The organism is Streptomyces sp. NPDC088785 (genome assembly GCF_044750685.1).
Taxonomy (GTDB): Bacteria; Actinomycetota; Actinomycetes; order Streptomycetales; family Streptomycetaceae; genus Streptomyces.
Window position 1 is genome coordinate 88,388 of the sequence record NZ_JBIVKH010000009.1, and the last position, 24,764, is coordinate 113,151.

The window sequence follows — 24,764 nt, forward strand, 5'->3', positions numbered from 1 at the left end:
GGTCCCGGACAGTCCCGCACGGTCCCGGATAGTCAGCGGACATGTGGTTAGCTTAGGCTATCCTTACTGAATCCGCTGACACTGACGTTGACCCCTCCCGTCCGCCCCGCGCTGCCCGGGAACGCGCCGAGGGCGCGCGTCGACGGGAAGGGGAGCCATGCGCACCCAGTTCGCCGAGTCCACGGCCCCACCCGCCGCCGCCCCGCCGGACCACCGGCCGGCCCGGGTCACCGGGCCCCGGATCGCCCGGCTGACGGCGGCCCTGGCCGACGCCGGAGCGGCGCCACGGGAGCAGCTCGTCGAGGAGTTCTGGCAGGAGGCGGCCCGGCGCGGGACCCCGCTCGTCGAGGAGGCCGCCGACGCCCCCGACCACCGGGTGGTCACCTTCCTGTGGCGCGGACACCGCGCCACCCGGCAGGTGCTGCTCACGGCGAACGGCCTCGTCGACCGCGACCACCTGGCGGGCTCCCTCCTGGAACGGATACCCGGGACCGACGTCTGGCACCTCGGAGTGCGGCTGCGCGCCGACCACCGGGGCTCCTACCGGCTCGCCGCCGACATCTCGGCCAAGGAACCGCCCGCCGACCCCGGCATCCTCCAGGAACGGCTGCGCTCGCTGGCCGCCCACACCGCCGAGGACCCCTTCAACCCCCGTACCCGCCCCACGCGTTGGGGCGCCGCGAGCAGCTCCGTCTTCGCGCTGCCGCAGGCGCCCGTCGCGCCGTGGGCCCCGGCGGGGCGCGCCGCCGCCGTGCCGGCCGGCCGCGTCGAACGGCACCGTGCGCCCGCCGCGGCGCTCGACGGATTCCGCGACGTCCTCGTCTACACCCCGCCCGGCGCGCCCCCGTCCGGCACCCCGCTGCCCACGCTCGTCCTGTGCGACGGCGACCTGTGGTTCGGCCGTGCGGGACTGCACCGCACCCTCGACCTGCTCATCGCCGACCGGCGGCTGCCACCGCTCGTCGTCCTCGCGCCGGACGCCGTCGACCGGCACACCCGCGACCGCGAACTCGGCGCCCGGGACGCCTTCGTGACCTATCTCGCCGACGAACTGCTGCCCTGGGCGGCCGCCCGCGTGCCCGTCGCCGTCGGGGACCCCGCCCGTACCGTCGTCGCGGGCCAGGGCCTCGGCGGCACGGCCGCCCTGCACGCCGGCCGGCTGCGCCCCGACCGCTTCGGCCACGTCGTCGCGCAGTCGCCGTCCCTGTGGTGGCGGCCCGAACTGCCGCCCGGCGTGCGCGCCCCCGTCCTCGGCACGCCCTGGCTGGTCGCCCGGTACGCGGCCGCCGCACCGCGCCCGATCACCGTGCACCTCGACGTCGGCCTGCACGAGGGCGCCACCCTCGACCACTGCCGCTCCCTCTACGACACCCTGCACTCGGCCCGCTACCGCGTCACCCGCAACGAGTTCAACGGCGGCCACGACCAGGCCTGCTGGCACATCGCCCTGGCCGACGCCCTGATCCGCCTCCTGGGACCCGCGTCCGCCTAGGTACCCCACCCCCACTCCGTACCGTGCCCGCATGACCGACTCCGACCGAGCACGCCTGCGCCGCACCTTCACCGAGGCCGCCGAGACCTACGACCGGGCCCGCCCCGGCCACCCGCCCCAGGTCTACGCCGACCTGGCGGCCCTCGCCGGGATCCGGCCCGGCTGCCGCGTCCTGGAGGCGGGCTGCGGCACCGGCCGGGCGACCGTGCCGCTCGCCGAGCGCGGCTGCCGGATCGACGCCGTCGAACTCGGCGCCGAACTGGCCGCCGTGGCCCGCCGCAACCTGGCCGGGCACCCGGGCGCCACCGTCCACGTCGCCGCGTTCGAGGACTGGCCGCTGCCCCCCGAGCCCTACGACCTGGTCCTGGCCGCGACCTCCTTCCACTGGCTCGACCCCGCCGTGCGCGTCGCCAGGTCCGCCGCCACGCTGCGCCCCGGCGGCTTCCTCGCGATCCTCGCCACCCACCACGTCGCGGGCGGTTCCCGACAGTTCTTCGCCGACGTACAGGACCGCTACGAACGCTTCGACCCCGCCACCCCGCCCGGCCTGCACCCGACCGCCGCGGACGACATCCCGTACGACAGCCAGGAGGCGCCCGGCCGGACCGTCCCGCAGCACAACGCCACACTGCCCGGCGCCGACCTGTTCGAGCCGGCCGTTTACCGCCGCCACCTCCGCGACCTCACCTACACCACACGCCAGTACCTCGACCTGCTGCGCACCCACTCCGGCACCCGCGCGCTCGCCCCGGACGCCCGCGCCGCGCTGCTCGACAGCATCGGCCGCCTGATCGACCGGGACCACGGCGGCACCGTCACCGAGCGGTACCCGACGGAACTCCGGCTCGCCCGGCGCACGGACCGCGCCGCCCGCCCCGGCTCGACGCGATCACCCGGCGCGCGGCACAGTGAGGACGGGCACCGGACACACACCAGGGAGTCGAAGGCATGAGCGCACCGACCGACCAGCGGACCGTGGCGGTCCTCGGCACCGGCATCATGGGCGCCGCGATGGCCCGCTCCCTCGCGCGGGCCGGGCACACCGTCCGCGCCTGGAACCGCAGCAGGGACAAGGCCGAACCCCTGACCGCCGACGGCGTGCACGTCGCCGACACCCCCGCCGGGGCCGTCACCGGCGCGGACACGATCCTCACCATGCTGCACGACGGCCCCGCCGCCCTGGACGTGATGACCCGGGCCGCCGACGGGCTGCGCCCCGGGGCCGCCTGGATGCAGTCCACCACCGCCGGCGTCGAGGCGATCACCCGGCTGGCCGACTTCGCCGACCGCAACCGGCTCGTCTTCTTCGACGCCCCCGTGCTCGGCACCCGCCGCCCCGCCGAGCAGGGCGAGCTGCTCGTCCTCGCGGCGGGGCCCACCGCCCACCGCGCCGCGATCGCCCCGGTCCTCGACGCCGTCGGCACCCGCACCGTGTGGACCGGCGAGGACGGCGCCGCGGGCAGCGCCACCCGCCTCAAGCTCGTCGCCAACAGCTGGGTGCTCGCGGCGACCAACGCCGCCGGTGAGGTCCTCGCCCTCGCGGAGGCGCTCGGCGTCGACCCCGACCACTTCTTCGACGCCATCGCGGGCGGCGGCCTCGACCTGCCGTACCTGCGGATGAAGGCCGACCTGGTGCGGGAGGACCGGCTCACCCCGGCCCAGTTCGCCGTGGACACGGCCGCCAAGGACGCCCGGCTCATCGTGGAGGCGGGCCGCGCCGGCGGCGTCCGCCTCGACGTCGCGGAGGCGAGCGCGGCCCGGCTGGCCCGCGCCGCCGAGCAGGGCCACGGCGACGAGGACATGGCCGCCGCCTACTACGCCTCCTTCGACGCGGCCGACGACCGGCAGCACCGCGACCGGCACCACGACCGGCCCTGAGCGGGCCCCGCGCCCTCCGCCCCATCCGCACGCGACCCACGCGCCGGACCCCGGTCCGTCCGGCGCCGGAGGACCCATGACCCAGCAGCCCACGACCCCCGCCGTGCTCGACGGCCTCCCGGCCCTGCTCCCCGGCCTCGCGGACCTCTACCGCGATCTGCACGCCCACCCCGAACTCTCCTTCGAGGAGACCAGGACCGCCGCCGAGGTCGCCCGGCGCGCCCGCGGCCACGGCTACGAGGTCACCGAGGGCGTGGGCCGTACGGGCGTCGTCGCGACCCTCGACAACGGCGCGGGCCCCACCGTCCTGCTCCGCGCCGACTTCGACGCCCTGCCGGTCCGCGAACGCACCGGACTCGACTACGCGTCGAGGACCGACGGGGTGATGCACGCCTGCGGCCACGACATGCACGTCACCTGCCTGCTCGGCACCCTGCGGCTGCTCGCCGACGCGCGCGCCGCCTGGTCCGGCCGGATCGTCGCCGTCTTCCAGCCCGCCGAGGAGATCGCCCAGGGCGCCCGCGCCATGCTCGACGACGGGTTCCTCGACCGGTTCGGCCGCCCCGACGTGGTCCTCGGCCAGCACGTGGCACCGCTGCCCGCGGGCACGGTCGGCTGGCACGCGGGCGCGTCGTTCGCCGCCGCCGACTCGCTCCAGGTGGTCCTGCACGGCAAGGGAGCCCACGGCTCCCGGCCCGAGGCCGCGATCGACCCGGTGGTGATGGCCGCGGCGACCGTGCTGCGCCTCCAGACGGTCGTCGCCCGCGAGGTCCCCGGCGCCGAGACCGCCGTCCTGACCGTCGGCTCCCTCCAGGCGGGCACGAAGGCCAACATCATCCCCGACCGCGCCGAACTGAAGCTCAACATCCGCACCTACGGCGGTGACACCCGCACCCGCGTCCTCGCGGCCGTCGAGCGCATCGTGCGCGCCGAGGCCGCCGCGTCCGGCGCCGAACGCGACCCGGAGATCACCGCGCTGGACAGCTTCCCGGTCCTCACCAACGACGCGGCCGCGACCGACCGCACGATGACCGCCCTGCGCACCGCCCTCGGCCCGGACCGCGTCTTCGACATGGGCCCGGTCACCGGCAGCGAGGACGTCGGCCTGTTCGCCACCGACTCCGGGGCGCCGCTGTGCTACTGGATGTTCGGCGGCCTCGACCCGGAGCAGGTGGCGGCGGCCCGGAAGGCCGGCACGGCCGACCGGGACATCCCGTCCAACCACTCCCCGTTCTTCGCGCCGCTCGTCGAGCCGACCCTCACGACCGGCGTCACGGCGCTGACGACGGCCGCGCTGGAGTGGCTGGGCGATTGACCGGGAGCCCGCCCTCGCCGCCCGGCGCCAGCGAGCGGCGCCAGGCGGCCTTCTCGCGCGTCGCCTCGCGCTCCGGGGACGTCGCCCACCGGAAGGTGAGCTGCGCGACCGTCGCCTGCGGCAGCGCCCACGCGGCGCGGACCAGGTCCAGCTCCCGCTGGAGCTTGCGGGTCGACACCTGGAGCCTGCGCGCCGCCCCGTCCTGGGTCTCGCCCTCGGACAGGGCCCGCAGGATCGCCCGCTGCAACTGGCTGAGCAGCCCGCCCTCCGGGCTCTGCCCCCGCACCCGCCGCTGTCCGTGCCAGGGACTGGCCCGCCGCCACTCCTGCTCGAACGCGTGCTTGCAGAAGGCGACCATGGCCCGGTCCGTGATGATCCACGCCGCGCCCTCGGGGGCGTCCGGCACCACGTAGTCGGAGATGACCGCGACGCGTTCGTCGACGATGATGACCCGCTCGAAGGGGTCCGCCAGGGTGCGGAAGTGGACGCCGCGCGGCGCCATCGTCGACGCCCACTCGCAGGTCACCACGTCGTCGCGGACCGCGTCCTGATACAGCGTCCGGTAGTGCACCCCGCGCTCCAGGGCGGCCGTGTCGCGCGGCACGCCGAGGTCCATCTGCTCCCGGGTGCGCGGCCCGTGCGGGTGCGCGCCCAGCAGTTCCGCGCGGGCGGACGCGAGGATCGCCCCGATGCGTTCGTTGACCTCCACGCGGTCCGACAGGAACTCCGAACCGGCCGTCCCGGGGGCCCGGGTGCGGGACTGGCTGAACGCCAGGTCCAACTGCTCGACGGCGTGCGGCAGTTCCATCAGCATCCGGGACTGGTCCCGGAGGTGCGCCAGGGCGTCCCGGGCGACCGCCCAGGCGGCCGAGGTGGGCGGCAGGGGCACCGGCCGGGCCCCGTCCTCGGGCACGCCCACCATGCCCCAGGCCTGTAACTGCGCGAGCGCCTCCCCGTCCTCGGGGCCGGTGGGCCGGCCGGTCGCCAGCCGCCCGTACAGATCGACGGCCGCCGCCGACAGCGGCTGCCCCGGCAGTGCGCGCCCGCGCGCGTCCTCGGGTGCGGTGCTGTCTCCCACCCAACCCCCCGTCAGGGTCAACGCCCTTCGGCCCGCCGCCTGTTGGCGTACGTACGCCAGGCAGCAAGACGACAGCGCATTCGGTTGCAGCCGCGCCGCCGCATGGGCCACATTCTATCCGTGGGGTCCCTCCCGGTCTCCGCGAACAGTCTTCTCACAGGCGCCACCCACCTCGTGAGCCCGGAAGGACAACGATGACCCACATGGCACGCCGTATCGGAGCCCTCATCGCCCTCACCGTCGCCACCCTGGCCGGTGTGGCGCACGCGCAGTCGGCGCATGGAGCGGCTACGACGACCCGTGCCGACAGTGTGTGGCTGGCGCCCGCCGACCCCGGGTCGGCGAACGGGCCGAGCCGGCCCACCGTCCCGGCCGACGAGCCGGTCCGGGCGATCGCACCGATGGACTCCGTCTGGTAATCGCCCCAACAGAGCCACCTGTCCAGGGGCTCGGGCGGCCTGCACTTTCCGTGGGGGGAAGCACTGTGCAGGCCGCCCGAGCCCCGCACCTGTGCCCGGATCCGGGCGCGGTGCGGCGGCTCAGCCGAGCCGCGGGATCTCGATCGCCGGGCACTTGTCCATGACCATCTCCAGGCCCGCCCCGCGCGTCCGCTCGTAGGCGTCCTCGTCGACGACGCCGAGCTGGAACCACACCGCCCCCGCGCCGGCCCGTACGGCCTCGTCGGCCACCGCGCCCGCGAGGTCGCTGTTGACGAAGACGTCGACGACGTCCACGGGGAAGGGGATGTCGGCGAGCGAGGCGTACCCCTGTTCGCCGTGGACCGTCTCCGCCTTCGGGTGGACGGGGACGATCCGCTTGCCGAAGCGCTGGAGCGCGGCGGCGACGCCGTACGCCGCCCGCGACCGGTTCGAGGAGAGGCCGACGACGGCCCAGGTGTCGCCGGATGCGGTGAGGATCGTGCGGACCGTGTCCTGGTCGCCGTACATGTCTGCCTCCTGTGAGCGGGCGCCGATGGTGACGTCAACCGTCCCGCCCGCCCGGGGATTCCGCGACCGGCCGGCCCGCGGGTCAGCCCACGTGGACGCGCGGGCGCCGCTCCGGGTCGGGCTCCGCGCGGCGCAGCACCTCGCGGGTGACCGGGGCGACCTCGCCGTCGCCGAAGACGAGGAAGCGCAGCAGATGGCTGACGGGGTGGCCCTCCGTCCAGTTGAAGTAGGCGTGCGGCACCTCGCCGGTGCGGTCGCGCAGGTTCATCAGGACCGCGGCCACCGTGTTGGGCACGCCCGGGCCGTGCACGCGCAGCCGCCGCACGCCGTGCTTCTCGTCGCCGTGCACGACGAGGTCCTCGGTGAAGTCGGAGGAGTCCTGGATGAAGATCTCCAGGAAGAGCAGGACGCCGTCGTCGGGGATGTGGGTGTCGTCGCGCTGCGCGGTCTCCTTGGCGCGGTAGGCGGCGGTGCTGTGCTCCTGCGGTTCGTTGGCGATGATCCGCAGCGGGCCCCGGGCCGCCGCCGCGTCGATCAGCCGGACCGCCTCGTCGTCGTACGTCACCGCGCCCGCCCGCAGTTCGAAGGCGCGGTGCACGCGGGAGGCGAAGGAGGAGATCAGGATGGCGACGATGAAGATGAGCGCGATCTTGATGCCGTCGGGGCGCTCCACGACGTTCGTGACGAGCGTGTAGGCGAAGACGGCCGTGATGAGGCCGAAGCCGAGCGTCGCCGCGCGGTGGCCGCGCCGGTGCACCGCGGCCGTCGAGGCGAACGACGCCGAGAGCATCAGCACCAGCACGCCCGTCGCGTACGCGCCCGACTGGTCGTCGACGTTGGCGTTGAACCACAGGGTGATGACGACGGCCGTCGCCATGAAGACGAGGACCAGCGGGCGCACCGCCCGCGTCCACTCCGGCGCCATGCCGTAGCGGGGCAGGTAGCGGGGGACCAGATTGAGCAGGCCCGCCATGGCGGAGGCGCCCGCGAACCACAGGATGGCGATGGTCGAGACGTCGTAGACCGTGCCGAAGCCCTCACCGAGGTAGGTGTGCGCGAGGTAGGCGAGCGCCCGGCCGTTGGCCGAACCGCCCGCCTCGAACTCGTGCTGCGGGATCAGGATGGTCGTGGCCAGGCTGGACAGCAGCAGGAAGCAGCTCATGATCAGCGCGGCCGTGGTGAGCAGCTTGCGGGTGTCGCGGATCCGGCCGGCCGGCTTGGCGTACGTGTCGTCGGCGCCGCCCTGGATCTGCGGCATCACCGCGACGCCGGTCTCGAAGCCGGACATGCCGAGCGCCAGTTTCGGGAAGACGAGCAGGGCGACGCCGATCATCATGAACGGCGAGGAGTGCTCGGCCGTCATCGCGTCCCACCAGTTCGTGATCTTCACCGGCCGGGTCAGCACATGGGTGGCGGCGGTGACCAGCACGACCACGTTCATCGCGAGATAGGCGCCGACCAGGACGACCGCGACCCGGATGGCCTCCTGGAAGCCCTTCAGGAAGACCGCGCCGAGCGCCGCGAGCAGCACCAGGGTGATCCACAGGTTCGCGTCGTGCAGCCAGCCGGGGGCGAACGGGTTCTCCACGACGTGGGCCGCCGCGTCCGCCGCCGAGAGAGTCATCGTGATCATGAAGTCGGTCGCCGCGAAACCGAGCAGCACCAGCACGAACAGCTTCCCCGCCCACCAGGGCAGCAGCCGCTCCAGCATCGCGATCGAGCCCTCGCCGTGCGGCGACTCCTTCGCGACCCTGCGGTAGACGGGCAGCGCCCCGAGCAGGGTCAGCGCGATCAGGACCAGCGTCGCCAGCGGCGACAGCAGGCCGGCCGCCAGCGCCGCGATGCCCGGCTGGTAGCCGAGCGTGGAGAAGTAGTCGACGCCCGTCAGGCACATCACGCGCCACCACTTGTGGCCGCGGTGCTCCTGCGGGACCCGCCCGTGCGGGCCCTGGTGGCGGGCGGTCCGGTCGGTGAGCCCCTCCAGCAGCCAGGACCGCCAGCGCGGAGTGCGGGCGGGCGGGATCTCGGCCTGGATGCCGGTCATGTGGGTCTCTCTGTCGGGCGGCTCGGTGGGGTGGTGTCCTCGATCGGGTACGGGATTGCACTGCCCCGCGGCAGCCCGTTCATGACAGAGGCGACGTGCGAGTATCCATCACATCGTCACCTGCGCACCGGGCCGGGGCGACCCCGGCTGCACCTGCGCATACGCTGGCCGGATGCAGGACGAGTACCGCACGGTGGCCCGCGAGGGCGTGCACGAGACAGAGGTCAACCGCTCCCGCTTCCTGTGCGCGCTCGCGCCCGCCGCGACCGAGGAGGAGGCGCAGGCCTTCGTCGCGGGCGTCCGCAGGGAGCACCCGGCGGCCTCGCACCACTGCTACGCGTACGTCATCGGCGCCGACGCCGGCGTGCAGAGGGCGAGCGACGACGGGGAGCCGGGCGGCACCGCGGGCGTCCCCATGCTCCAGATGCTGACCCGGCGCGACATGCGGTACGTCGTCGCCGTCGTGACCCGGTACTACGGCGGGGTGAAGCTCGGCGCGGGCGGGCTCATCCGGGCGTACGGCGGCGCGGTGGGCGAGGCGCTGGACGCCCTCGGCACCGTGACGCGCCGCCGGTTCCGGCTCGCCACGGTGACCGTCGACCACGGCCGCGCCGGAAAGATGGAGAACGACCTGCGGGCCACCGGCCGCGACGTGCGCGACGTCCGGTACGCGGAGGCCGTGACCCTGGAGATCGGGCTGCCCGAGGGCGACGTGGAGCGGTTCCGGGCGTGGCTGGCCGACGTCAGCGCGGGGACCGCGGGGTTCGAGCTGGGCGGGGAGGCGTACGGCTGACCCGTCCACGGCGTGGGCGGGTCTCGACGGATGTAGGCGGCACCTGATTCAATCGGGCCCATGGACACAGGACGGCACGACCTCACGCGACGACGTCATGTCGATCTCGCACGGGTCAACAGCACCTCCTGTCGCGTCTGCGCCTGAGCCGGTCCTGAACCGTCCGGCCCGCGTCTGACCTCTGCCGCGTCCGACTGCCGTTCCCGCCCGCCCCGTTCCGGGTCGCGGACCACGCCCCGCGCCCGCCGGGCCGCGTGTGCGACGGCGCGGGCGGCCCGGCGGGGCCTCTCGCGCCGTTCCCCGCTCGCCCGCACCGGGGGAGATGCCGCCCGGAGGGCGGGCGTCCCCGGTCCCCGGGGGCGCGGCGGAGCGCGCGAGCAGCCCCGCCGGGCCGCGCCCGGCGACGCACACCCCTCCCGCGTTCCCGCGGCGACGCCTCCAGCCCCACCCACCCCGCAAAGGACCCCCCGTGGCACTCGTCCTCACCGTCACCGGCAGCGCCTCCGCCCCCGGCGCCTCCCGCACCGCCCACCTCGTGCGCGAACTCGGCTCCCAACTCGCCTCCCCCCGGCACGAGATACGCCACCTCGACGTCCGTTCCCTGCCCGCCGAGGGGCTGCTGTCCGCCGACTCCGCCGACCCGGACATCGCCGCGGCCGTCGCCCTCGTGGCCCGCGCCGACGCCCTGATCGTCGCCAGCCCCGTGTACAAGGCGGCCTACTCCGGCGTCCTGAAGACCTTCCTCGACCTGCTGCCGCAGTACGCGCTGCGCGGCAAGCCCGTGCTGCCGCTGGCCACCGGCGGCTCGCCCGCGCACGTGCTCGCCGTCGACTACGCGCTGCGGCCCGTCCTCACCTCGCTCGGCGCCGATGTCGCCCAGGGCTGGTTCGTCCTCGACCGGCACATCACCGTCGGCGCGGACGGGTCGGTCACCCTCGCCCCCGAGACGCACGAGGCGCTCGCCCCGGTCCTCGGCCGCTTCCGCGACGCGCTGCCCGCCGGCTCCCGGCTCGCCGCCGCCTGAGCACCGGACCCGGAGAGGACCACCCGTCATGTCCCTGACCTTCCACTGGTTCCTGCCCACCAACGGCGACAGCCGCTCCATCGTCGGCGGCGGCCACGGCGTGCCCACCGGCTCGGCCGGCGGCGACCGCCCCGCGTCGCTCGCCTATCTGGGCCAGGTCGCCCGCACCGCCGAGCAGTTGGGCTTCGCGGGAGCGCTCACCCCCACCGGCGCCTGGTGCGAGGACGCCTGGCTCACCACGGCGATGCTCGTCGAGCAGACCGAACGGCTGAAGTTCCTCGTCGCGTTCCGCCCCGGCCTGCTCAGCCCCGCGCTCGCCGCGCAGATGGCGACCACCTATCAGCGCCACTCCGGCGGCCGGCTGCTGCTCAACATCGTCACCGGCGGCGAGGATCCCGAGCAGCGGGCGTACGGCGACTTCCTCGACAAGGAGGCCCGCTACGCCAGGACGGACGAGTTCCTGCACGTCGTCCGGGCGCTGTGGCGCGGGGAGACCCTGGACTTCCAGGGGGCGCACGAGCACGTCGAGGGGGCCCGGCTCACCCGGCTGCCGGACCCCGTGCCGCCCGTCTACTTCGGCGGCTCGTCCGCGGCGGCGGGCCCGGTCGCGGCCCGGCACAGCGACGTCTACCTGACCTGGGGCGAACCGCCCGCCCAGGTGGCCGAGAAGATCGACTGGATCCGCACGCTCGCCAAGGCCGAGGGGCGCGAGGTCAGGTTCGGGATCCGGCTGCACGTCATCGCGCGGGACACGGCGTGGGAGGCGTGGGCGCAGGCCGAGCGGCTGCTGGCCGGGGTCGATCCCCGGACCGTCGCCGAGGTGCAGGCGGGTCTCGCCCGTTCGGGATCCGAAGGCCAGCGGCGCATGCTCGCCCTGCACGGCGGCAGCGCCGACGGGCTGGAGATCTACCCCAACCTGTGGGCCGGGGTCGGGCTCGTGCGCGGCGGCGCGGGCACGGCGCTGGTCGGCTCGCACAGCGAGATCGCCGACCGGATCGCCGAGTACCACGCCCTGGGCATCGACGAGTTCGTGCTCTCCGGCTATCCGCACGTCGAGGAGGCGTACTGGTTCGGTGAGGGCGTGCTGCCGGTGCTCGCCGCGCGCGGACTCTGGCAGCACCCTTCTTAGCAAACCTTGAATTAAGTAGTGTTGAAGCCCCCGGAGCGCTGACCGGGGGCTTTGCCGTGTTCAAGTCCTCATGGGCGCAGATCCGTTGACGGTCATCTCGGTTTCATCTCTTGACGCCTTTGGTGCAGACCTTTAGGTTCCCGTTCGCCACAGCTTCATGAATGCACCCGCTGTTCATCTCCATGAACACCCGTTTCCCCCCGTCGACGGCCTCCCATGAAGGGCTGTGAACCCCTATGTCCCCCCTGCCCAGATCTGCCCCCTCCCGCTCCACCGCCGTGCGCGCCGCACTCGCCACCGTGCTGCTGACGGTGTCGGCCGGCGCCCTCGCCACGACCCCCGCCGCGGCGGCCACCGGCACCATCACCGGACTCGGCGGCAAGTGCCTCGACGTGGCGGCGGCGAGCTCCGCCAACGGCACCGCGGTCCAGCTCTACGACTGCAACGGAACCGCCGCCCAGCAGTGGACGGTCGGCACCGACGGCACGATCCGCGCCCTCGGCAAGTGTCTCGACGTCACCGGCAACGCGACCGCCAACGGCGCCCGGCTCCAGCTGTGGGACTGCGCCGGGAGCGCCAACCAGAAGTGGACCGTCTCCGCCGCCCGCGACCTCGTCGGCCAGCAGTCCGGCAAGTGCGCCGACGTCACCGGCAACACCTCCGCGAACGGCACCCCCGTCCAGATCTGGAGCTGCACCGGCGCCGCCAACCAGAAGTGGACCGCGCCCGCCGGCGGCGGCACCACGCCGCCCGGCTCGGCGCCGATGGCCGTCGCCCCGTACCTCTACAACGGCTGGGGCAACCCGCCGAGCCCGACCACGATCATGAACGCCACCGGCGTCAAGTGGTTCACCCTCGCCTTCGTCCTGAGCAACGGCACCTGCAACCCGCAGTGGGACGGCGGCCGCCCGCTGACCGGCGGCGTCGACCAGCAGACCATCAACACGGTGCGCGCGAACGGCGGCGACGTCGTCCCGTCGTTCGGCGGCTACAGCGGCAACAAGCTGGAGAGCTCCTGCACCAGCGCCGGTGCGCTGGCGGGCGCCTACCAGAAGGTCATCGACGCGTACGGGCTCAAGGCCATCGACATCGACCTGGAGGCCGACGCGTACAGCAACGGCACCGTGCAGCAGCGCACGGTGGACGCGCTGAAGACGGTCAAGGCCGCCAACCCGGGCATCAAGGTGTATGTCACCATCGGCACCGGCCAGTCGGGCCCCGACACCAGCCTGATCAACCGCGCCGCCAACTCCGGTCTCACGGTGGACAGCTGGACCATCATGCCGTTCGACTTCGGCGGCGCGGGCCAGAACATGGGCACGCTGACCACCAGGGCGGCCGAGGGCCTCAAGACCGCCCTCAAGAACGCGTACGGCTACAGCGACGACCAGGCGTACCGGGGCATGGGCATCTCGTCCATGAACGGGATCACCGACGACAACGAGACCGTCACCCCCGCCGACTTCCAGACCATCCTGGCCTACGCGCAGCAGCACCACCTCGCGCGCCTCACCTTCTGGTCGGCCAACCGCGACCGGCCCTGCTCCGGCGGCTACCCGAACGACGACACCTGCTCGGGCGTGGCCCAGAGCGCATGGCAGTTCACCGGCATCCTCGCCAAGTACACCGGCTGACGGTCCCCCCACCCCTCGAGGACACAGGAGATCTCCGTGTTCAGATCCGTCCCCGGGTCCGCGCTCAGACGCCGGACACCCGGAGTGCTCACCGCGATCGCCCTCGTGGCGACGACCGCGACCGGAATCGAGATGGCCGCGCAGACGCCCGCGAGCGCGACGCCCCGGGCGGCCGCCGCCCTCCCGGCCGGGCCCACCACCGTCGTCAACAAGGGCAGCGGCAAGTGCGTCGACGCCCGCGCCGCCGCGAGCGCCGACGGCACCGCCGTCCAGCAGTACGGCTGCAACGGCAGCACCGCCCAGACCTGGCAGCTCGTCGCCACCAGCGGCGGCTACTACCGGGTGAACAGCGGCCTCGCCGCCACCAAGGCGTGGGACGTCACCAACGTCTCCACCGCCGACTCCGCGGCGATCCAGCTGTGGACCTACTCCGGCGGCGCCAACCAGCAGTGGCTGCCCGTCGCCGAGGCCGACGGCGCCTACCACTTCGTGAACCGCAACAGCGGCAAGTGCCTGGACGTGCCCAGCGCCTCCACCGCGGACAGCGTCCAGCTCGCGCAGTACACCTGCAACGGCACGGCCGCCCAGTCCTTCACGCTCGGCGGCGGCGCGACGAACCCGCCCGGCACGCCCGACTTCGGCCCGAACGTCACCGTCTTCGACCCGTCGATGCCGGCGTCGAGCATCCAGTCGAAGCTGAACTCGGTCTTCGCCCAGCAGCAGACCAACCAGTTCGGCTCGGCCCGCCAGGCCCTGCTCTTCAAGCCCGGCACCTACAGCGCCGACGCCAACGTCGGCTTCTACACCCAGGTCGCGGGGCTCGGCCTGTCGCCCGACGACGTGACCATCAACGGCGCCGTGCACGCCGAGGCCGACTGGTTCCAGGGCAACGCCACCCAGAACTTCTGGCGCGACGCCGAGAACCTGTCGGTCAACCCGACCGGCGGCACCGACCGCTGGGCCGTCTCGCAGGCCGCCCCCTACCGGCGCATGCACGTGCGCGGCAACCTCGCGCTCGACGACGGCGGCTGGTCCAGCGGCGGCTTCATCTCCGACACCAAGGTCGACGGCCAGATCCGCTCCGGCTCCCAGCAGCAGTTCCTCACCCGCAACTCCCAGATGGGCAGCTGGTCGGGCTCGAACTGGAACATGGTCTTCGTCGGCGACCAGGGCGCACCGGCCCAGTCCTTCCCGACGTACACCACCGTCGCGAGCACCCCGACGATCCGCGAGAAGCCGTTCCTCTACGTGGACGGGGCGGGCGCCTACAAGGTGTTCGTGCCCGCGCTGCGGGCGAACGCGGTCGGCACCACCTGGAGCGGCAGGACCCCCGCGGGCACCTCGCTGCCGCTCGACCAGTTCTTCATCGTCAAGCCCGGCGCCACCGCGGCCGACATGAACGCGGCCCTCGCCGCCGGCAAGAACCTGCTGGTCACCCCCGGCGTCTACCACCTGAGCCAGACGCTGAACATCACCCGCCCCGACACGGTCGTCCTCGGCATGGGCCTCGCCACCCTCGTACCGGACGGCGGGATCACCGCGCTCAGCACCGCCGACGTGGACGGCATTCAGCTGGCCGGCCTGCTCATCGACGCGGGGACCACCAACTCCTCGACACTGGTGCGCATCGGCCCCGACGGATCCTCCGCCAACCACGCGGCCGACCCCGTCCAGCTGACGGACTTCTTCGTCCGGATCGGCGGCGCCACCGTCGGCAGGGCCAGCAACTCCCTGGTCGTCAACAGCCCGAACACGGTCATCGACCACACCTGGATCTGGCGGGCCGACCACGGCAACGGCGGAACCGTCGGCTGGAGCGCCAACACGGCCGACACCGGGCTCGTCGTCAACGGCGCCGACGTGACCGCGTACGGCCTGTTCGTCGAGCACTTCCAGAAGACCCAGGTCGTCTGGAACGGCAACGGCGGCCGCACGTACTTCTTCCAGAACGAGATGCCCTACGACCCGCCGAACCAGGCCGCCTGGATGAACGGCGGCGGCAAGGGCTACCCCGCCTACAAGGTCGCCGACTCCGTCACCAGCCACGAGGCGTGGGGGCTCGGCAGCTACTGCTACTTCAGCGCCAACCCCGGCGTCGTCGCCGACCGCGCCTTCGAGGTGCCGAACACCTCCGGCGTCCGGTTCCACGACATGGTGACCGTCTCCCTCGGCGGCACCGGCACCATCAGCCACATCATCAACAACACCGGAGGACCGTCCAACTCCGCCGGCAACGTCGCCTACCTCACCAACTACCCGTAACACCCGGCGAGAGGACCGATCGAACGATGCCCACCATCAGATCCGGATCCACCCGCACGGCCCTGCGGATCCTCGTACTGCTCGCGGCCCTGCTCGGGCTCGCGGCGCCGCCCGCGGCCCACGCGAGCGGCGCGGCGGCCGCCCCCTTCAAGGTGCTCGGCCTCTACAGCGGCACCTGGGACGCGGCGCACATCGACTTCGAGAAGGAGGCCAACGACTGGCTGCCCGGGCAGGCCGCCGCCAACGGCTTCACCTACACCGCGAGCAGCGACTGGGACCTCCTCGCCAACGGCGGCGTCAACGCCTACCAGGTCGTCCTGTTCCTCGACGACCTGCCGCAGACCGCCGCCCAGCGGACCGGGTTCGAGCAGTACATGCGCGGCGGCGGCGCCTGGATGGGCTTCCACGTCTCCGCCTTCACCACGGACGCGGCGAGCTGGTCCTGGTACCACAACCAGTTCCTGGGCAGCGGCGACTTCGCGTCCAACACCTGGGGCCCGACGTCCGCGACGCTCAAGGTCGAGGACCGCACCCACCCCGCCACCGTGAACCTGCCCGCCACGTTCACCTCGTCGGTCAGCGAGTGGTACAGCTGGTCCAACGACCTCCGGCAGAACCCCGACATCAAGATCCTCGCCTCGGTCGACCCCAGCAGCTTCCCGCTGGGCACGGACCCGAACCAGTCCTGGTACAGCGGCTACTACCCGATCCTGTGGACCAACACGAAGTACCGGATGCTGTACGCGAACTTCGGCCACAACGCGATGAACTACGACACGAACACCCGTACGTCGTCGACGTTCGCCAGCGCGAACCAGAACCGGTTCCTGCTGGACGGGCTCAAGTGGCTCGGCGGCGCCGGCGGCACCACACCGCCGGACGACACGCTCTCCGAGACCGCCTGGTACTCCCTGAGGAACACCGGCAACGGCACCTGCGTCGACGCCCGCGCCGCCGCCACCGCCAACGGCACCGCCATCCAGCAATACACCTGCAACGGCACCCAGGCCCAGCAGTTCCGGCTCGCCGCCACCGACGGCGGACACCGGCGCATCGGGGTGCGCCCCAACCCGCAGCAGGTCATCGACGTGACCGGCGTCTCCTCCGCCGACGGCGCACCGCTCCAGCTGTGGGCGTACGGCGGCGGGCAGAACCAGCAGTGGCTCCCCGTGAAGGAGGCCGCCGGGCGCTACCACTTCGCAGCCCGGCACAGCGGCAAGTGCCTCACCGCGGCCGCCACCGCCGCGAACGGCGCGCAGCTCACCCAGCGTGCCTGTGACGGCACGGCGGCACAGAGCTTCACGGTGACCGCCGGCTGACGAGTGACACACGTCACGGTGCGGGGCGCCCGGTGCGGGCGTTCCGCACGTGATGTCCGACCCAGCGGCTAGCCTCGTGTCCCATGAGGCTCCTGCACACGTCCGACTGGCACCTGGGACGCTCGTTCCACCGGGTGAACATGCTCGGCGCCCAGGCCGCGTTCATCGCCCACCTCGTCGACACCGTGCGCGAGCGCGAGGTCGACGCGGTGGTCGTCTCGGGCGACGTGTACGACCGCGCCGTGCCCCCGCTGGCCGCCGTCGAGCTGTACGACGACGTGCTGCACCGCCTCGCCGACCTCGGCGTGCCCACCGTGATGATCTCCGGGAACCACGACTCGGCGCGCCGCCTCGGCGTCGGCGCCGGACTCATCGGCCGCGCCGGGATCCACCTGCGCACCGAGGCGGGCCGCTGCGGCGAGCCCGTCGTGCTCACCGACGACCACGGCGACGTGGCGTTCTACGGCCTGCCGTACCTGGAGCCCGCACTGGTCAAGGACGAGTTCGCCCTCGCCAGGGCGGGCCATGAACAGGTGCTCGCCGCGGCCATGGACCGGGTGCGCGCGGACCTCGCCCGGCGCCCGGCCGGAACCCGCTCCGTCGTCCTCGCGCACGCCTTCGTCACCGGCGGCGCACCGAGCGACAGCGAGCGCGACATCACGGTCGGCGGCGTCGCGGCCGTGCCCGCGGGCGTCTTCGACGGCGTCGACTACGCGGCCCTCGGGCACCTGCACGGCAGCCAGGTCATCTCCGAGCGGATCCGCTACTCCGGCTCCCCCCTCCCGTACTCCTTCTCCGAGGCCGACCACCGCAAGAGCATGTGGCTGGTCGACCTCGACGGCGCCGGCGCGGTGACCGCCGAGCGGCTGTACTGCCCGGTGCCGCGCCCGCTCGCCCGCATCCGCGGCGACCTGGCCGGCCTCCTCGCCGACCCCGCGCTCGCCGGCCACGAGGAGTCCTGGGTGGAGGCCACGCTCACCGACGCGGTCCGGCCCGACGACCCGATGGCCCGCCTCGCCGAACGCTTCCCGCACACCCTCAGCCTGCTCTTCGAACCCCGCAGGACCGAGAGCGGACCGGACGCCAGCTACGCGGAGCGCCTCAAGGGGCGCGACGACCACGAGATCGCGGAGGACTTCGTGACCCACGTCCGGGGAGCCGGGCCCGACGCGGACGAGCGGGCCGTGCTGCGCGCCGCCTTCGACGCCGTGCGCACCGACGCCGTCCAGCACGAGCGCGAGGGCGCCCGGTGAGACTGCACACCCTCCACCTCACCGCCTTCGGCCCCTTCGGCGGCAGCCAGGAAGTCGACTTCGACGCCCTGTCGGCGGCCGGCCTCTTCCTGCTGCACGGCCCGACCGGCGCCGGCAAGACCTCCGTCCTCGACGCGGTCTGCTACGCGCTGTACGGATCGGTGCCCGGCGCCCGGCAGAGCGCCGGCGGACAGGGCCTGAACCTGCGCAGCGACCACGCGGGACCCGGCGTGCGCACGGAGGTCCGCCTCGACCTGACCGTCGCCGGCCGCCGGCTCGAACTCACCCGGCAGCCGCCCTTCGCCCGCCCCAAGAAGCGCGGCACCGGATTCACCACGGAGAAGGCGCAGAGCTGGCTGCGCGAGTACGACGCCGTGGCGGGGGAGTGGAAGGACCTCAGCCGCTCCCACCAGGAGATCGGCGAGGAGATCACCCAGCTGCTCGGCATGAGCAAGGACCAGTTCTGCCAGGTCGTGCTGCTCCCGCAGGGCGACTTCGCCCGCTTCCTGCGCGCCGACGCCGAGGCCCGCGGGAAGCTGCTCGGCCGGCTCTTCGACACCCGCCGGTTCGCCGCCGTCGAGCAGCGGCTCGCCGAGGACCGGCGCGCCGCCGAGAAGCAGGTCACGGCGGGCGACGCCGAGCTGCTGGCCGACGCGCACCGGATGCAGCAGGCCGCGGGCGACGTGGTGGAGACACCGCCGGTCGACGCGGCGCCCGGCGACCCCGGCGTCGCCGACGCCGTCCTCGGCTGGGCGGCCGTCGCCCGCTCCACGGCCCGCGAGCACTACACGCACACCCATCTCGCCCTGAGCGCCGCCGAGTCGGCGGGCACGGCGGCCCGCCACGACCTCGCCGACGCCCAGGAGACGGACCGGCTCCAGCGCCGCTTCGCGCAGGCCGAGGCCCGGGCGGCGGCACTGGCCGGGCAGGAGGCCGAGCTGCGGGCGGTGCGCGAACAGATGGAGCGGGGTCGCAAGGCGGCCGCGGTCGCCCCCGCGCTCGACCTGCGCGACGCCGCCGACGCCGAGCACCGCGACGCGCTCCGCGAGGAGACCCGGGCCCGGGCGGCCCTCCGCGCGGAGACCGCCGGTGGCGGGGTGGCCGGGTACTCCGGGGCGGGCTCGGGGTCCGGGGTTTCCGGGTCGGGGCAGGGTGACGGCTGGGCAGAAGGTGACGGGTCGGACGGCTCGGCAGAAGGTGACGGGTCGGACGGCTCGGCAGAAGGTGACGGATCGGACGGGTCGGCGGAAGGCGGTGGGCCGGACGGCGGGAGGCTGGCCGAGGCGGGTCCCGGCGCACTGGCCGAGGCCACCCGGCGCGCCGCCCAGGAACTCGGCGGGCTCGACGCGGCGCGCCGGGCCGAGCGCCGGCTCACCGCACTGGGCCGGGAGCGCGCGGACCTCGACCGTGAGGAGCGGGCGGACACCGAACTGCTGGCGGAGGCCGACCAGTGGCTCGCCCGCTGGGACACCCGCCGCACCGACCTCCAGGAGCACGTCGACCGCGCCCAGGAGGCGACGACCCGCGCCGAGCACCTCGCCGGCCAGCTGGAGCCCGCGCTGCGCCAGGCCCGCGCCGCCCGCGAGCGCGACCGGCTGGCCGAGCAGGCCGACACCGCGCGGGCGGACACCCTGCGCGCCCGCGAGGAGGCGGCCCACGCCCATGAGCACTGGCTCGACCTGAAGGAACAGCGGCTGCGCGGCATCGCCGCCGAACTCGCCGAGGAGCTGCGCGACGGCGAGCCCTGCGCCGTGTGCGGCGCCACCGCGCACCCCGCGCCCCAGCGGAAGGCGGCCGGCCACGTCGACCGCGCCGCCGAGGAGGCCGCGCTCACCGCCCACCGCGCCGCCGAGGACCGGCACGCCGAGAGCGAGCGCCGCTCCGGCGTCGTCCGCGAGGAACTGGCCGCGGCGAAGGCCGCCGCGGGCGACGGCCCGGCCGCGGAACTCGCCGACGCGGCCCGCGCGTTGCAGGACCGGCACGCCGCCGCCCACGCCGAGGCGTCCGCCCTGCACGCGGCCCGCGAGCGGCTGGCCCAGGGGCAGAGCGAGCACGAGCGCCGGCTCACCATCCGGCAGGAGGCCACTACCCGGGCCGCCGCCCGCGCCTCGACCCGGGACGCGCTGGAACGTGAACAGGGCGGCCTGGAGAGCGAGTTGACGCAGGCGCGGGGCGCCGCGTCCAGCGTCGAAGCGCGCGCCGCCCAGCTGGAGCGGCTCGTGGACGTGCTCGGCGCGGCGGCCGACGCGGCCCGCGCCGTCGAGGACACCGCGCAGCGCCTCAAGGACGCCGACGCGCGGCTCGCCGACGCCGCGTTCAGGGCGGGCTTCGACACCCCGCGGGCCGCGGCCGCCGCCCAGCTCGACGACGCGCGCCACCGCGCGTTGCAGCACCGCATCGACGCCTGGCAGAACGAGGACGCGGCGGTCCGCGCGATCCTCGCCGAGGAGGACACCGCGGCCGCCGCCCGCAGGCCGCGGGCGGCCGTCGAGGCCGCCCGCGCCGCGGCCGAGGCCGCCGACGCGCGCGTGCGGGCGGCGGGCTCCGCGCGGGACGCGGCCCAGCGCCGCTGCACGGACCTGGACCGGCTGTCCCGGCGCGTCGCCACCGAGGCCCGCCGCCTCGGCCCGCTGCGCACCACCTACACGCGCGTGGCCCGGCTCGCCGCCCTCGCCGCGGGCACGGCCGCGGACAACGAACGCAAGATGCGCCTGGAGTCGTACGTCCTCGCGGCCCGGCTCGAACAGGTGGCGGCCGCCGCGACCGCCCGGCTGAGCCGCATGTCGTCCGGGCGCTACACCCTGGTGCACTCCGACTCCCTCGCCGGGCGCGGCCGGTCGGGCCTCGGCCTGCACGTCGTCGACGCGTGGACGGGCCGGGAGCGGGACACCGCGACGCTCTCCGGCGGCGAGACGTTCTTCGCGTCCCTCGCCCTGGCCCTCGGCCTCGCCGACGTCGTCACGGACGAGGCGGGCGGCGTCCGGCTCGACACCCTCTTCATCGACGAGGGCTTCGGCAGCCTCGACGACCAGACCCTCGACGACGTGCTCGACGTCCTCGACGCGCTGCGCGAGCGGGACCGCAGCGTCGGCATCGTCAGCCACGTCGGGGACCTGCGGCGCCGCGTCCACGCCCAGCTGGAGATCGTGAAGGGCCGGGACGGGTCGGAGATCCGCCGGCGCGGCACCGGCGACGGCTGACCGGCGCGCACCGTCCGGCCGCGGCTCAGCGCCCGATCGCCCGGCGCGGCAGGGGCGAGGAGTACACCACGCTCGTCGTCACCGAGCCCAGCGTGCCGATCTTCCCGGAGATCTCCTCCAGGTGCCGCATCGACCGCGCCGCGACCTTGATGACGAAGCAGTCGTCGCCCGTGACGTGGTGCGCCTCCAGGATCTCGGGGGTCACCTCGACGAGGTCGTGGAACGGCTTGTAGTTCCCGTTCGGGTAGCGCAGGCGGACGAAGGCCAGGATCGGCAGCCCGAGCCGCTCCGGAACGACCACCGCGGTGTATCCGGCGATCACCCCCGACTCCTCCAGGCGCCGCACCCGCTCCGTCACCGCGCTCGCGGACATCGACACCGCCCGCGCCAGCTCCGCGTAACTGGCGCGGCCCTCGCTCTGGAGGGCCCGCAGGATCTGCCAGTCCGTGGCATCGGGCGCGTACGACGGCGCATCGGCGGTGGAATCGTCGGTCATGGTCCCGAGCTAACCGGGGAAACGTCGGCGGAGCAAGCCGGATGCCGGGGATCGTCCCTTCAGGATGCGGGGCGACGGCCGTAGATTTCCGGTCAGGGAGAGCGCGACCGACCGCGCCCCCGCGATCCAGGACCACGTCACGGAAGGACCCGTCCCCCCATGCCCGAGACCACCACCCCCCGCTCCACCGCTGACCACCCGGTGCTGCGTGTCGCCCCCGCCCCGCCGGCCGCCGCGGCCGCCTACTTCCGGGCGAGCCTCGCCTTCCACGCCGACGTGTCCGACGTCGCCGCCGCGCTCGCCGCGTATCCCGCCGACCCGGGCTTCGTGGTCGTCGACTCGCGCTCCACCGCCGCCTGGGACCAGGGCCACGTCCCCGGCGCCGTCCACCTGCCCACGGCGCTCGTCCCCGAGCAGGCCGGACAGCTCCTCGACCCGTCCGTGCCCGTCGTCACCTACTGCTGGGGCCCGGGCTGCAACGGAGCGGCCCGCTCCGCCCTCGCCCTCGCCGAACTCGGCTTCCAGGTCAAGGAGATGCTGGGCGGCTTCGAGTACTGGGTGCGCGAGGGCTTCGCCCACGAGACGTGGGAGGGGCCCGCGCGGCAGAGCGCGGACCCCCTCACGGCGCCGGCCGACGGCGCCGACTGCGGCTGCTGAACCGCCCTCCCCCTACAGCTTGGAGAGCTCGTCCACCAGGTCGTCGAGGCCCAGCGACCCCTGCGACAGCGCCGCCATGTGCCACGCCTTCGCGTCGAACGCGTCACCGTGCGCCGCCCGCGCGTTGGCCCGGCCCAGCAGCCACGCGCGCTCGCCCAGCTTGTAGCCGATCGCCTGGCCGGGGATCGACAGATAGCGGGTCAGCTCGCTCTCCACGAAGTCCGCGGGGCGGCTGCTGTGCGCGCCGAAGAACTCCTGGGCCAGCCCGGGCGTCCAGCGCTCGCCGGGGTGGAACGGCGAGTCCGCCGGGATCTCCAGCTCCAGGTGCATGCCGATGTCGACGATGACCCGGCACGCCCGCATCATCTGCGCGTCCAGGTACCCGATCCGCGTCTCGGCGTCGGTCAGGTGGCCCAGCTCGTCCATCAGCCGCTCCGCGTACAGCGCCCAGCCCTCGGCGTTCGCGGAGACGATGCCGACGGTCGCCTGGTAGCGCGAGAGGTCGTCGGCGACGTGCGCCCACTGCGCGAGCTGGAGGTGGTGGCCGGGAACGCCCTCGTGGTACCAGGTCGACACCAGGTCGTAGACGGGGAAGCGGGTCTGGCCCATCGTCGGCAGCCAGGTCCGGCCGGGCCGGGAGAAGTCGACCGACGGCTCCGTGTAGTACGGCGCGGCCGCGCTGCCGGAGGGCGCGATGCACGACTCCACCTTCCGTACCCGCTCCGCGAGTTCGAAGTGGGTGCCGTCGAGCGTGTCGATCGCCTCGTCCATGAGGTCCTGGAGCCACTGCCGGACCTCCTCGACGCCCTCGATGTGCCGCCCGTGCTCGTCGAGGTGCGCGAGCGCCACCCACGGCGTCGCGGCGCCGGGCAGGATCTTCTCCGCCTCCAGCCGCATCTCGGCGAGCAGCCGGTGGAACTCGCTCCAGCCGTACGCGTACGCCTCGTCGAGGTCGAGGTCCGTGCCGTTGTAGTAGCGCGACCAGCGGGCGTAGCGCTCGCGGCCCACCACGTCCGCGGACCCCTCGACGGCCGGCGCGTACACGTCGCGCATCCAGTCGCGCAGCTCCAGGGTCGCGGCGTCGGCCGCCGCTGCGGCCGCCGTGAGTTCGTCGCGCAGCGTCTCGGGGCCCGCGGCCACGAACTCGCCGAACCAGCCCGCCCATTCGGCGAGCTGTCCGACGAACGTCGCGGTCGGGCGCGGCCCGCCGTGCAGCTTGCGCTCCAGGCCGAGCGCGAGCGTCTCGCGGTATCCGGCGAACGCCGCCGGGACCGCCCGCAGCCGCGCGGCGATCGCCGCCCAGTCCTCGTCCGTGCCGGTCGGCGTGATCGTGAAGACCTCCCGCACGTGGTGCACGGGCGAGCCCAGGTTCGCGACGGCGCGCAGGTGCTCGTCCGCGTCGTGCACGGCGAGTTCGGCGGTGAGCCGCTCGCGCAGCAGCCGGGCGCAGCGCCGCTCGACGTCGCTGTCGGCCGCGGGCCCCCGCTCGGCCGCGTCGAGCCGCTCCAGCGTCCGCCGGGCCAGCGCGGCGACCGCGTCGAGGCCCGCGGGCGAGAGGTCGGGCAGCTTGCTGTGGGCGGACGGTACGCCGAGGTAGGTGCCGGTGACCGGGTCGAGGGCGATCAGCTCGTCGACGTAGGAGTCCGCGACCTGGCGGGGGGTGTGCGCGATGTCTGACATGCGGACATCCTCGTACGGGTCAGGGGTTCTCGTCACCCTGGTACCCGGTCGGCGGCAGCAGCGGCCCGCACTCCCACTGCTGGAAGACCAGCCGGGTCTCCACCCGTGCCACCTCGTGCCGCGCCGTGAACTCGTCGAGGACCAGCCGCTGGAGGTCGGCCATGTCGCGGACGGCGACGTGCACCAGATAGTCGTCCGGCCCGGTGACGTGGAAGACCGTGCGCGTCTCGGGCAGGGCCCGGACCCGCTCCACGAACGGGCCCACCAGCTCCCGCCGGTGCGGGCGCACCTGGACCGACAGCAGCGCTTGCAGGCCGCGGCCGAGCCGCGCCGGATCGACCCGCAGCGCGTGCCCCAGGATCACCCCGGCGCGCCGCAGCCTGGCCACCCGGTCCAGGCACGTCGAGGGCGCGACCCCGACGCGCGCGGCGAGATCCCGGTACGTCGTACGGGCGTCGTTCTGCAACAGGCGCAGGATCTCCAGGTCCACCGGATCGAGTGCGACGGAATCGGCCATCCGCCGAACGTAGCACGGGAGTTGGACCGTCCGGCCGGGCATCCGT

General features: G+C 74.2%; 20 protein-coding genes. 14 read left to right on the forward strand and 6 right to left on the reverse strand.

Going from position 1 to position 24,764, the window contains the following annotated elements; all coding sequences use genetic code 11:
* Window positions 1-157: 157 nt before the first annotated feature.
* The 4 genes from fes to ACIP5K_RS23895 all read left to right on the forward strand — a co-directional run bounded on the left by fes (window position 158) and on the right by ACIP5K_RS23895 (window position 4,685).
* Window positions 158-1,492, forward strand: a complete 1,335-nt coding sequence (fes, locus tag ACIP5K_RS23880; protein WP_401412449.1) for an enterochelin esterase — start codon at window positions 158-160, stop codon at window positions 1,490-1,492.
* A 31-nt stretch (window positions 1,493-1,523) separates the two neighbouring features.
* Entirely contained in the window at window positions 1,524-2,444 is a 921-nt protein-coding gene (locus tag ACIP5K_RS23885) for a class I SAM-dependent methyltransferase (RefSeq protein WP_401412451.1), read from the forward strand.
* Window positions 2,441-3,370: an NAD(P)-dependent oxidoreductase gene (locus ACIP5K_RS23890; protein ID WP_401412453.1), complete on the forward strand. Its 930-nt coding sequence runs from the start codon at window positions 2,441-2,443 to the stop codon at window positions 3,368-3,370. Before ACIP5K_RS23885 ends, ACIP5K_RS23890 begins: the two co-directional genes overlap by 4 nt.
* A 76-nt stretch (window positions 3,371-3,446) precedes the next feature.
* On the forward strand, window positions 3,447-4,685 hold the full coding sequence (locus ACIP5K_RS23895) for an amidohydrolase (protein WP_401412454.1): 1,239 nt from the start codon (window positions 3,447-3,449) through the stop codon (window positions 4,683-4,685).
* Here ACIP5K_RS23895 and ACIP5K_RS23900 read toward each other — a convergent pair.
* On the reverse strand, window positions 4,642-5,763 hold the full coding sequence (locus tag ACIP5K_RS23900) for a hypothetical protein (protein WP_401412456.1): 1,122 nt from the start codon (window positions 5,761-5,763) through the stop codon (window positions 4,642-4,644). The genes ACIP5K_RS23895 and ACIP5K_RS23900 overlap by 44 nt on opposite strands.
* A gap of 203 nt (window positions 5,764-5,966) precedes the next feature.
* On the opposite strand from ACIP5K_RS23900, the gene ACIP5K_RS23905 reads away from it, so the two are divergent.
* Entirely contained in the window at window positions 5,967-6,182 is a 216-nt protein-coding gene (locus ACIP5K_RS23905; RefSeq protein WP_401412458.1) for a hypothetical protein, read from the forward strand.
* Between the two features lie 120 nt (window positions 6,183-6,302).
* Here ACIP5K_RS23905 and ACIP5K_RS23910 read toward each other — a convergent pair whose 3' ends face one another.
* Together ACIP5K_RS23910 and ACIP5K_RS23915 are read right to left on the reverse strand one after the other, a co-directional pair.
* Window positions 6,303-6,710, reverse strand: coding sequence for a CoA-binding protein (locus ACIP5K_RS23910; RefSeq protein ID WP_401412461.1), 408 nt, complete (start codon window positions 6,708-6,710; stop codon window positions 6,303-6,305).
* An 82-nt stretch (window positions 6,711-6,792) separates the two neighbouring features.
* Window positions 6,793-8,754 carry an amino acid transporter gene (locus ACIP5K_RS23915; RefSeq protein WP_401412462.1) on the reverse strand — a complete coding sequence of 654 codons (1,962 nt, stop codon included), beginning with the start codon at window positions 8,752-8,754 and terminating at the stop codon, window positions 6,793-6,795.
* A 172-nt stretch (window positions 8,755-8,926) separates the two neighbouring features.
* On the opposite strand from ACIP5K_RS23915, the gene ACIP5K_RS23920 reads away from it, so the two are divergent.
* The 8 genes from ACIP5K_RS23920 (at window position 8,927) to ACIP5K_RS23955 (ending at window position 21,368) form a co-directional block, all read left to right on the forward strand.
* Complete coding sequence (locus ACIP5K_RS23920) at window positions 8,927-9,547, forward strand: YigZ family protein (protein WP_401412464.1); 621 nt, start codon at window positions 8,927-8,929, stop codon at window positions 9,545-9,547.
* Window positions 9,548-10,016: 469 nt separating this feature from the next.
* On the forward strand, window positions 10,017-10,571 hold the full coding sequence (gene ssuE, locus ACIP5K_RS23925; RefSeq protein WP_401412466.1) for an NADPH-dependent FMN reductase: 555 nt from the start codon (window positions 10,017-10,019) through the stop codon (window positions 10,569-10,571).
* Window positions 10,572-10,599: 28 nt separating this feature from the next.
* Window positions 10,600-11,700, forward strand: a complete 1,101-nt coding sequence (locus ACIP5K_RS23930; RefSeq protein ID WP_401412468.1) for an LLM class flavin-dependent oxidoreductase — start codon at window positions 10,600-10,602, stop codon at window positions 11,698-11,700.
* 236 nt (window positions 11,701-11,936) lie between these two features.
* Window positions 11,937-13,334, forward strand: a complete 1,398-nt coding sequence (locus ACIP5K_RS23935; RefSeq protein WP_401412470.1) for a lectin — start codon at window positions 11,937-11,939, stop codon at window positions 13,332-13,334.
* Between the two features lie 132 nt (window positions 13,335-13,466).
* Window positions 13,467-15,596, forward strand: coding sequence for an RICIN domain-containing protein (locus ACIP5K_RS23940; RefSeq protein ID WP_401412772.1), 2,130 nt, complete (start codon window positions 13,467-13,469; stop codon window positions 15,594-15,596).
* 26 nt (window positions 15,597-15,622) lie between these two features.
* On the forward strand, window positions 15,623-16,915 hold the full coding sequence (locus ACIP5K_RS23945) for a ThuA domain-containing protein (protein ID WP_401412471.1): 1,293 nt from the start codon (window positions 15,623-15,625) through the stop codon (window positions 16,913-16,915).
* Window positions 16,916-16,998: 83 nt separating this feature from the next.
* Window positions 16,999-18,168, forward strand: a complete 1,170-nt coding sequence (locus ACIP5K_RS23950; RefSeq protein WP_401412473.1) for an exonuclease SbcCD subunit D — start codon at window positions 16,999-17,001, stop codon at window positions 18,166-18,168.
* Window positions 18,165-21,368 carry an AAA family ATPase gene (locus tag ACIP5K_RS23955; RefSeq protein WP_401412475.1) on the forward strand — a complete coding sequence of 1,068 codons (3,204 nt, stop codon included), beginning with the start codon at window positions 18,165-18,167 and terminating at the stop codon, window positions 21,366-21,368. Before ACIP5K_RS23950 ends, ACIP5K_RS23955 begins: the two co-directional genes overlap by 4 nt.
* 25 nt (window positions 21,369-21,393) lie before the next feature.
* Here ACIP5K_RS23955 and ACIP5K_RS23960 read toward each other — a convergent pair whose 3' ends face one another.
* Window positions 21,394-21,864: an Lrp/AsnC family transcriptional regulator gene (locus ACIP5K_RS23960; RefSeq protein WP_401412477.1), complete on the reverse strand. Its 471-nt coding sequence runs from the start codon at window positions 21,862-21,864 to the stop codon at window positions 21,394-21,396.
* Between the two features lie 159 nt (window positions 21,865-22,023).
* Here ACIP5K_RS23960 and ACIP5K_RS23965 point away from each other — a divergent pair, with 159 nt between their 5' ends.
* A complete protein-coding gene (locus ACIP5K_RS23965) occupies window positions 22,024-22,521 on the forward strand; it encodes a rhodanese-like domain-containing protein (RefSeq protein WP_401412479.1) in 498 nt (165 codons plus the stop codon).
* Between the two features lie 12 nt (window positions 22,522-22,533).
* Here the strand turns inward: ACIP5K_RS23965 and ACIP5K_RS23970 are convergent, their stop codons facing one another.
* Together ACIP5K_RS23970 and ACIP5K_RS23975 are read right to left on the reverse strand one after the other, a co-directional pair.
* Window positions 22,534-24,201 (reverse strand): DUF885 domain-containing protein, encoded by a 1,668-nt coding sequence (locus tag ACIP5K_RS23970; RefSeq protein ID WP_401412481.1) that lies wholly within the window; start codon window positions 24,199-24,201, stop codon window positions 22,534-22,536.
* A gap of 19 nt (window positions 24,202-24,220) precedes the next feature.
* Entirely contained in the window at window positions 24,221-24,718 is a 498-nt protein-coding gene (locus ACIP5K_RS23975) for an Lrp/AsnC family transcriptional regulator (RefSeq protein ID WP_401412483.1), read from the reverse strand.
* Window positions 24,719-24,764 lie beyond the last annotated feature (46 nt).

What these genes read in the sequence shown, in the direction of transcription:
- ACIP5K_RS23965 (WP_401412479.1), top strand. Translation starts at nt 22,024, where the DNA reads ATGCCCGAGACCACCACCCCCCGCTCCACCGCTGACCACCCGGTGCTG.
- fes (WP_401412449.1), top strand. Translation starts at nt 158, where the DNA reads ATGCGCACCCAGTTCGCCGAGTCCACGGCCCCACCCGCCGCCGCCCCG.
- ACIP5K_RS23960 (WP_401412477.1), bottom strand. Translation starts at nt 21,864, where the DNA reads ATGACCGACGATTCCACCGCCGATGCGCCGTCGTACGCGCCCGATGCC.
- ACIP5K_RS23910 (WP_401412461.1), bottom strand. Translation starts at nt 6,710, where the DNA reads ATGTACGGCGACCAGGACACGGTCCGCACGATCCTCACCGCATCCGGC.
- ACIP5K_RS23940 (WP_401412772.1), top strand. Translation starts at nt 13,467, where the DNA reads ATGGCCGCGCAGACGCCCGCGAGCGCGACGCCCCGGGCGGCCGCCGCC.
- ACIP5K_RS23970 (WP_401412481.1), bottom strand. Translation starts at nt 24,201, where the DNA reads ATGTCAGACATCGCGCACACCCCCCGCCAGGTCGCGGACTCCTACGTC.
- ACIP5K_RS23890 (WP_401412453.1), top strand. Translation starts at nt 2,441, where the DNA reads ATGAGCGCACCGACCGACCAGCGGACCGTGGCGGTCCTCGGCACCGGC.
- ACIP5K_RS23945 (WP_401412471.1), top strand. Translation starts at nt 15,623, where the DNA reads ATGCCCACCATCAGATCCGGATCCACCCGCACGGCCCTGCGGATCCTC.
- ACIP5K_RS23975 (WP_401412483.1), bottom strand. Translation starts at nt 24,718, where the DNA reads ATGGCCGATTCCGTCGCACTCGATCCGGTGGACCTGGAGATCCTGCGC.
- ACIP5K_RS23885 (WP_401412451.1), top strand. Translation starts at nt 1,524, where the DNA reads ATGACCGACTCCGACCGAGCACGCCTGCGCCGCACCTTCACCGAGGCC.
- ACIP5K_RS23950 (WP_401412473.1), top strand. Translation starts at nt 16,999, where the DNA reads ATGAGGCTCCTGCACACGTCCGACTGGCACCTGGGACGCTCGTTCCAC.
- ACIP5K_RS23905 (WP_401412458.1), top strand. Translation starts at nt 5,967, where the DNA reads ATGGCACGCCGTATCGGAGCCCTCATCGCCCTCACCGTCGCCACCCTG.
- ACIP5K_RS23930 (WP_401412468.1), top strand. Translation starts at nt 10,600, where the DNA reads ATGTCCCTGACCTTCCACTGGTTCCTGCCCACCAACGGCGACAGCCGC.
- ACIP5K_RS23920 (WP_401412464.1), top strand. Translation starts at nt 8,927, where the DNA reads ATGCAGGACGAGTACCGCACGGTGGCCCGCGAGGGCGTGCACGAGACA.
- ACIP5K_RS23915 (WP_401412462.1), bottom strand. Translation starts at nt 8,754, where the DNA reads ATGACCGGCATCCAGGCCGAGATCCCGCCCGCCCGCACTCCGCGCTGG.
- ACIP5K_RS23935 (WP_401412470.1), top strand. Translation starts at nt 11,937, where the DNA reads ATGTCCCCCCTGCCCAGATCTGCCCCCTCCCGCTCCACCGCCGTGCGC.
- ACIP5K_RS23895 (WP_401412454.1), top strand. Translation starts at nt 3,447, where the DNA reads ATGACCCAGCAGCCCACGACCCCCGCCGTGCTCGACGGCCTCCCGGCC.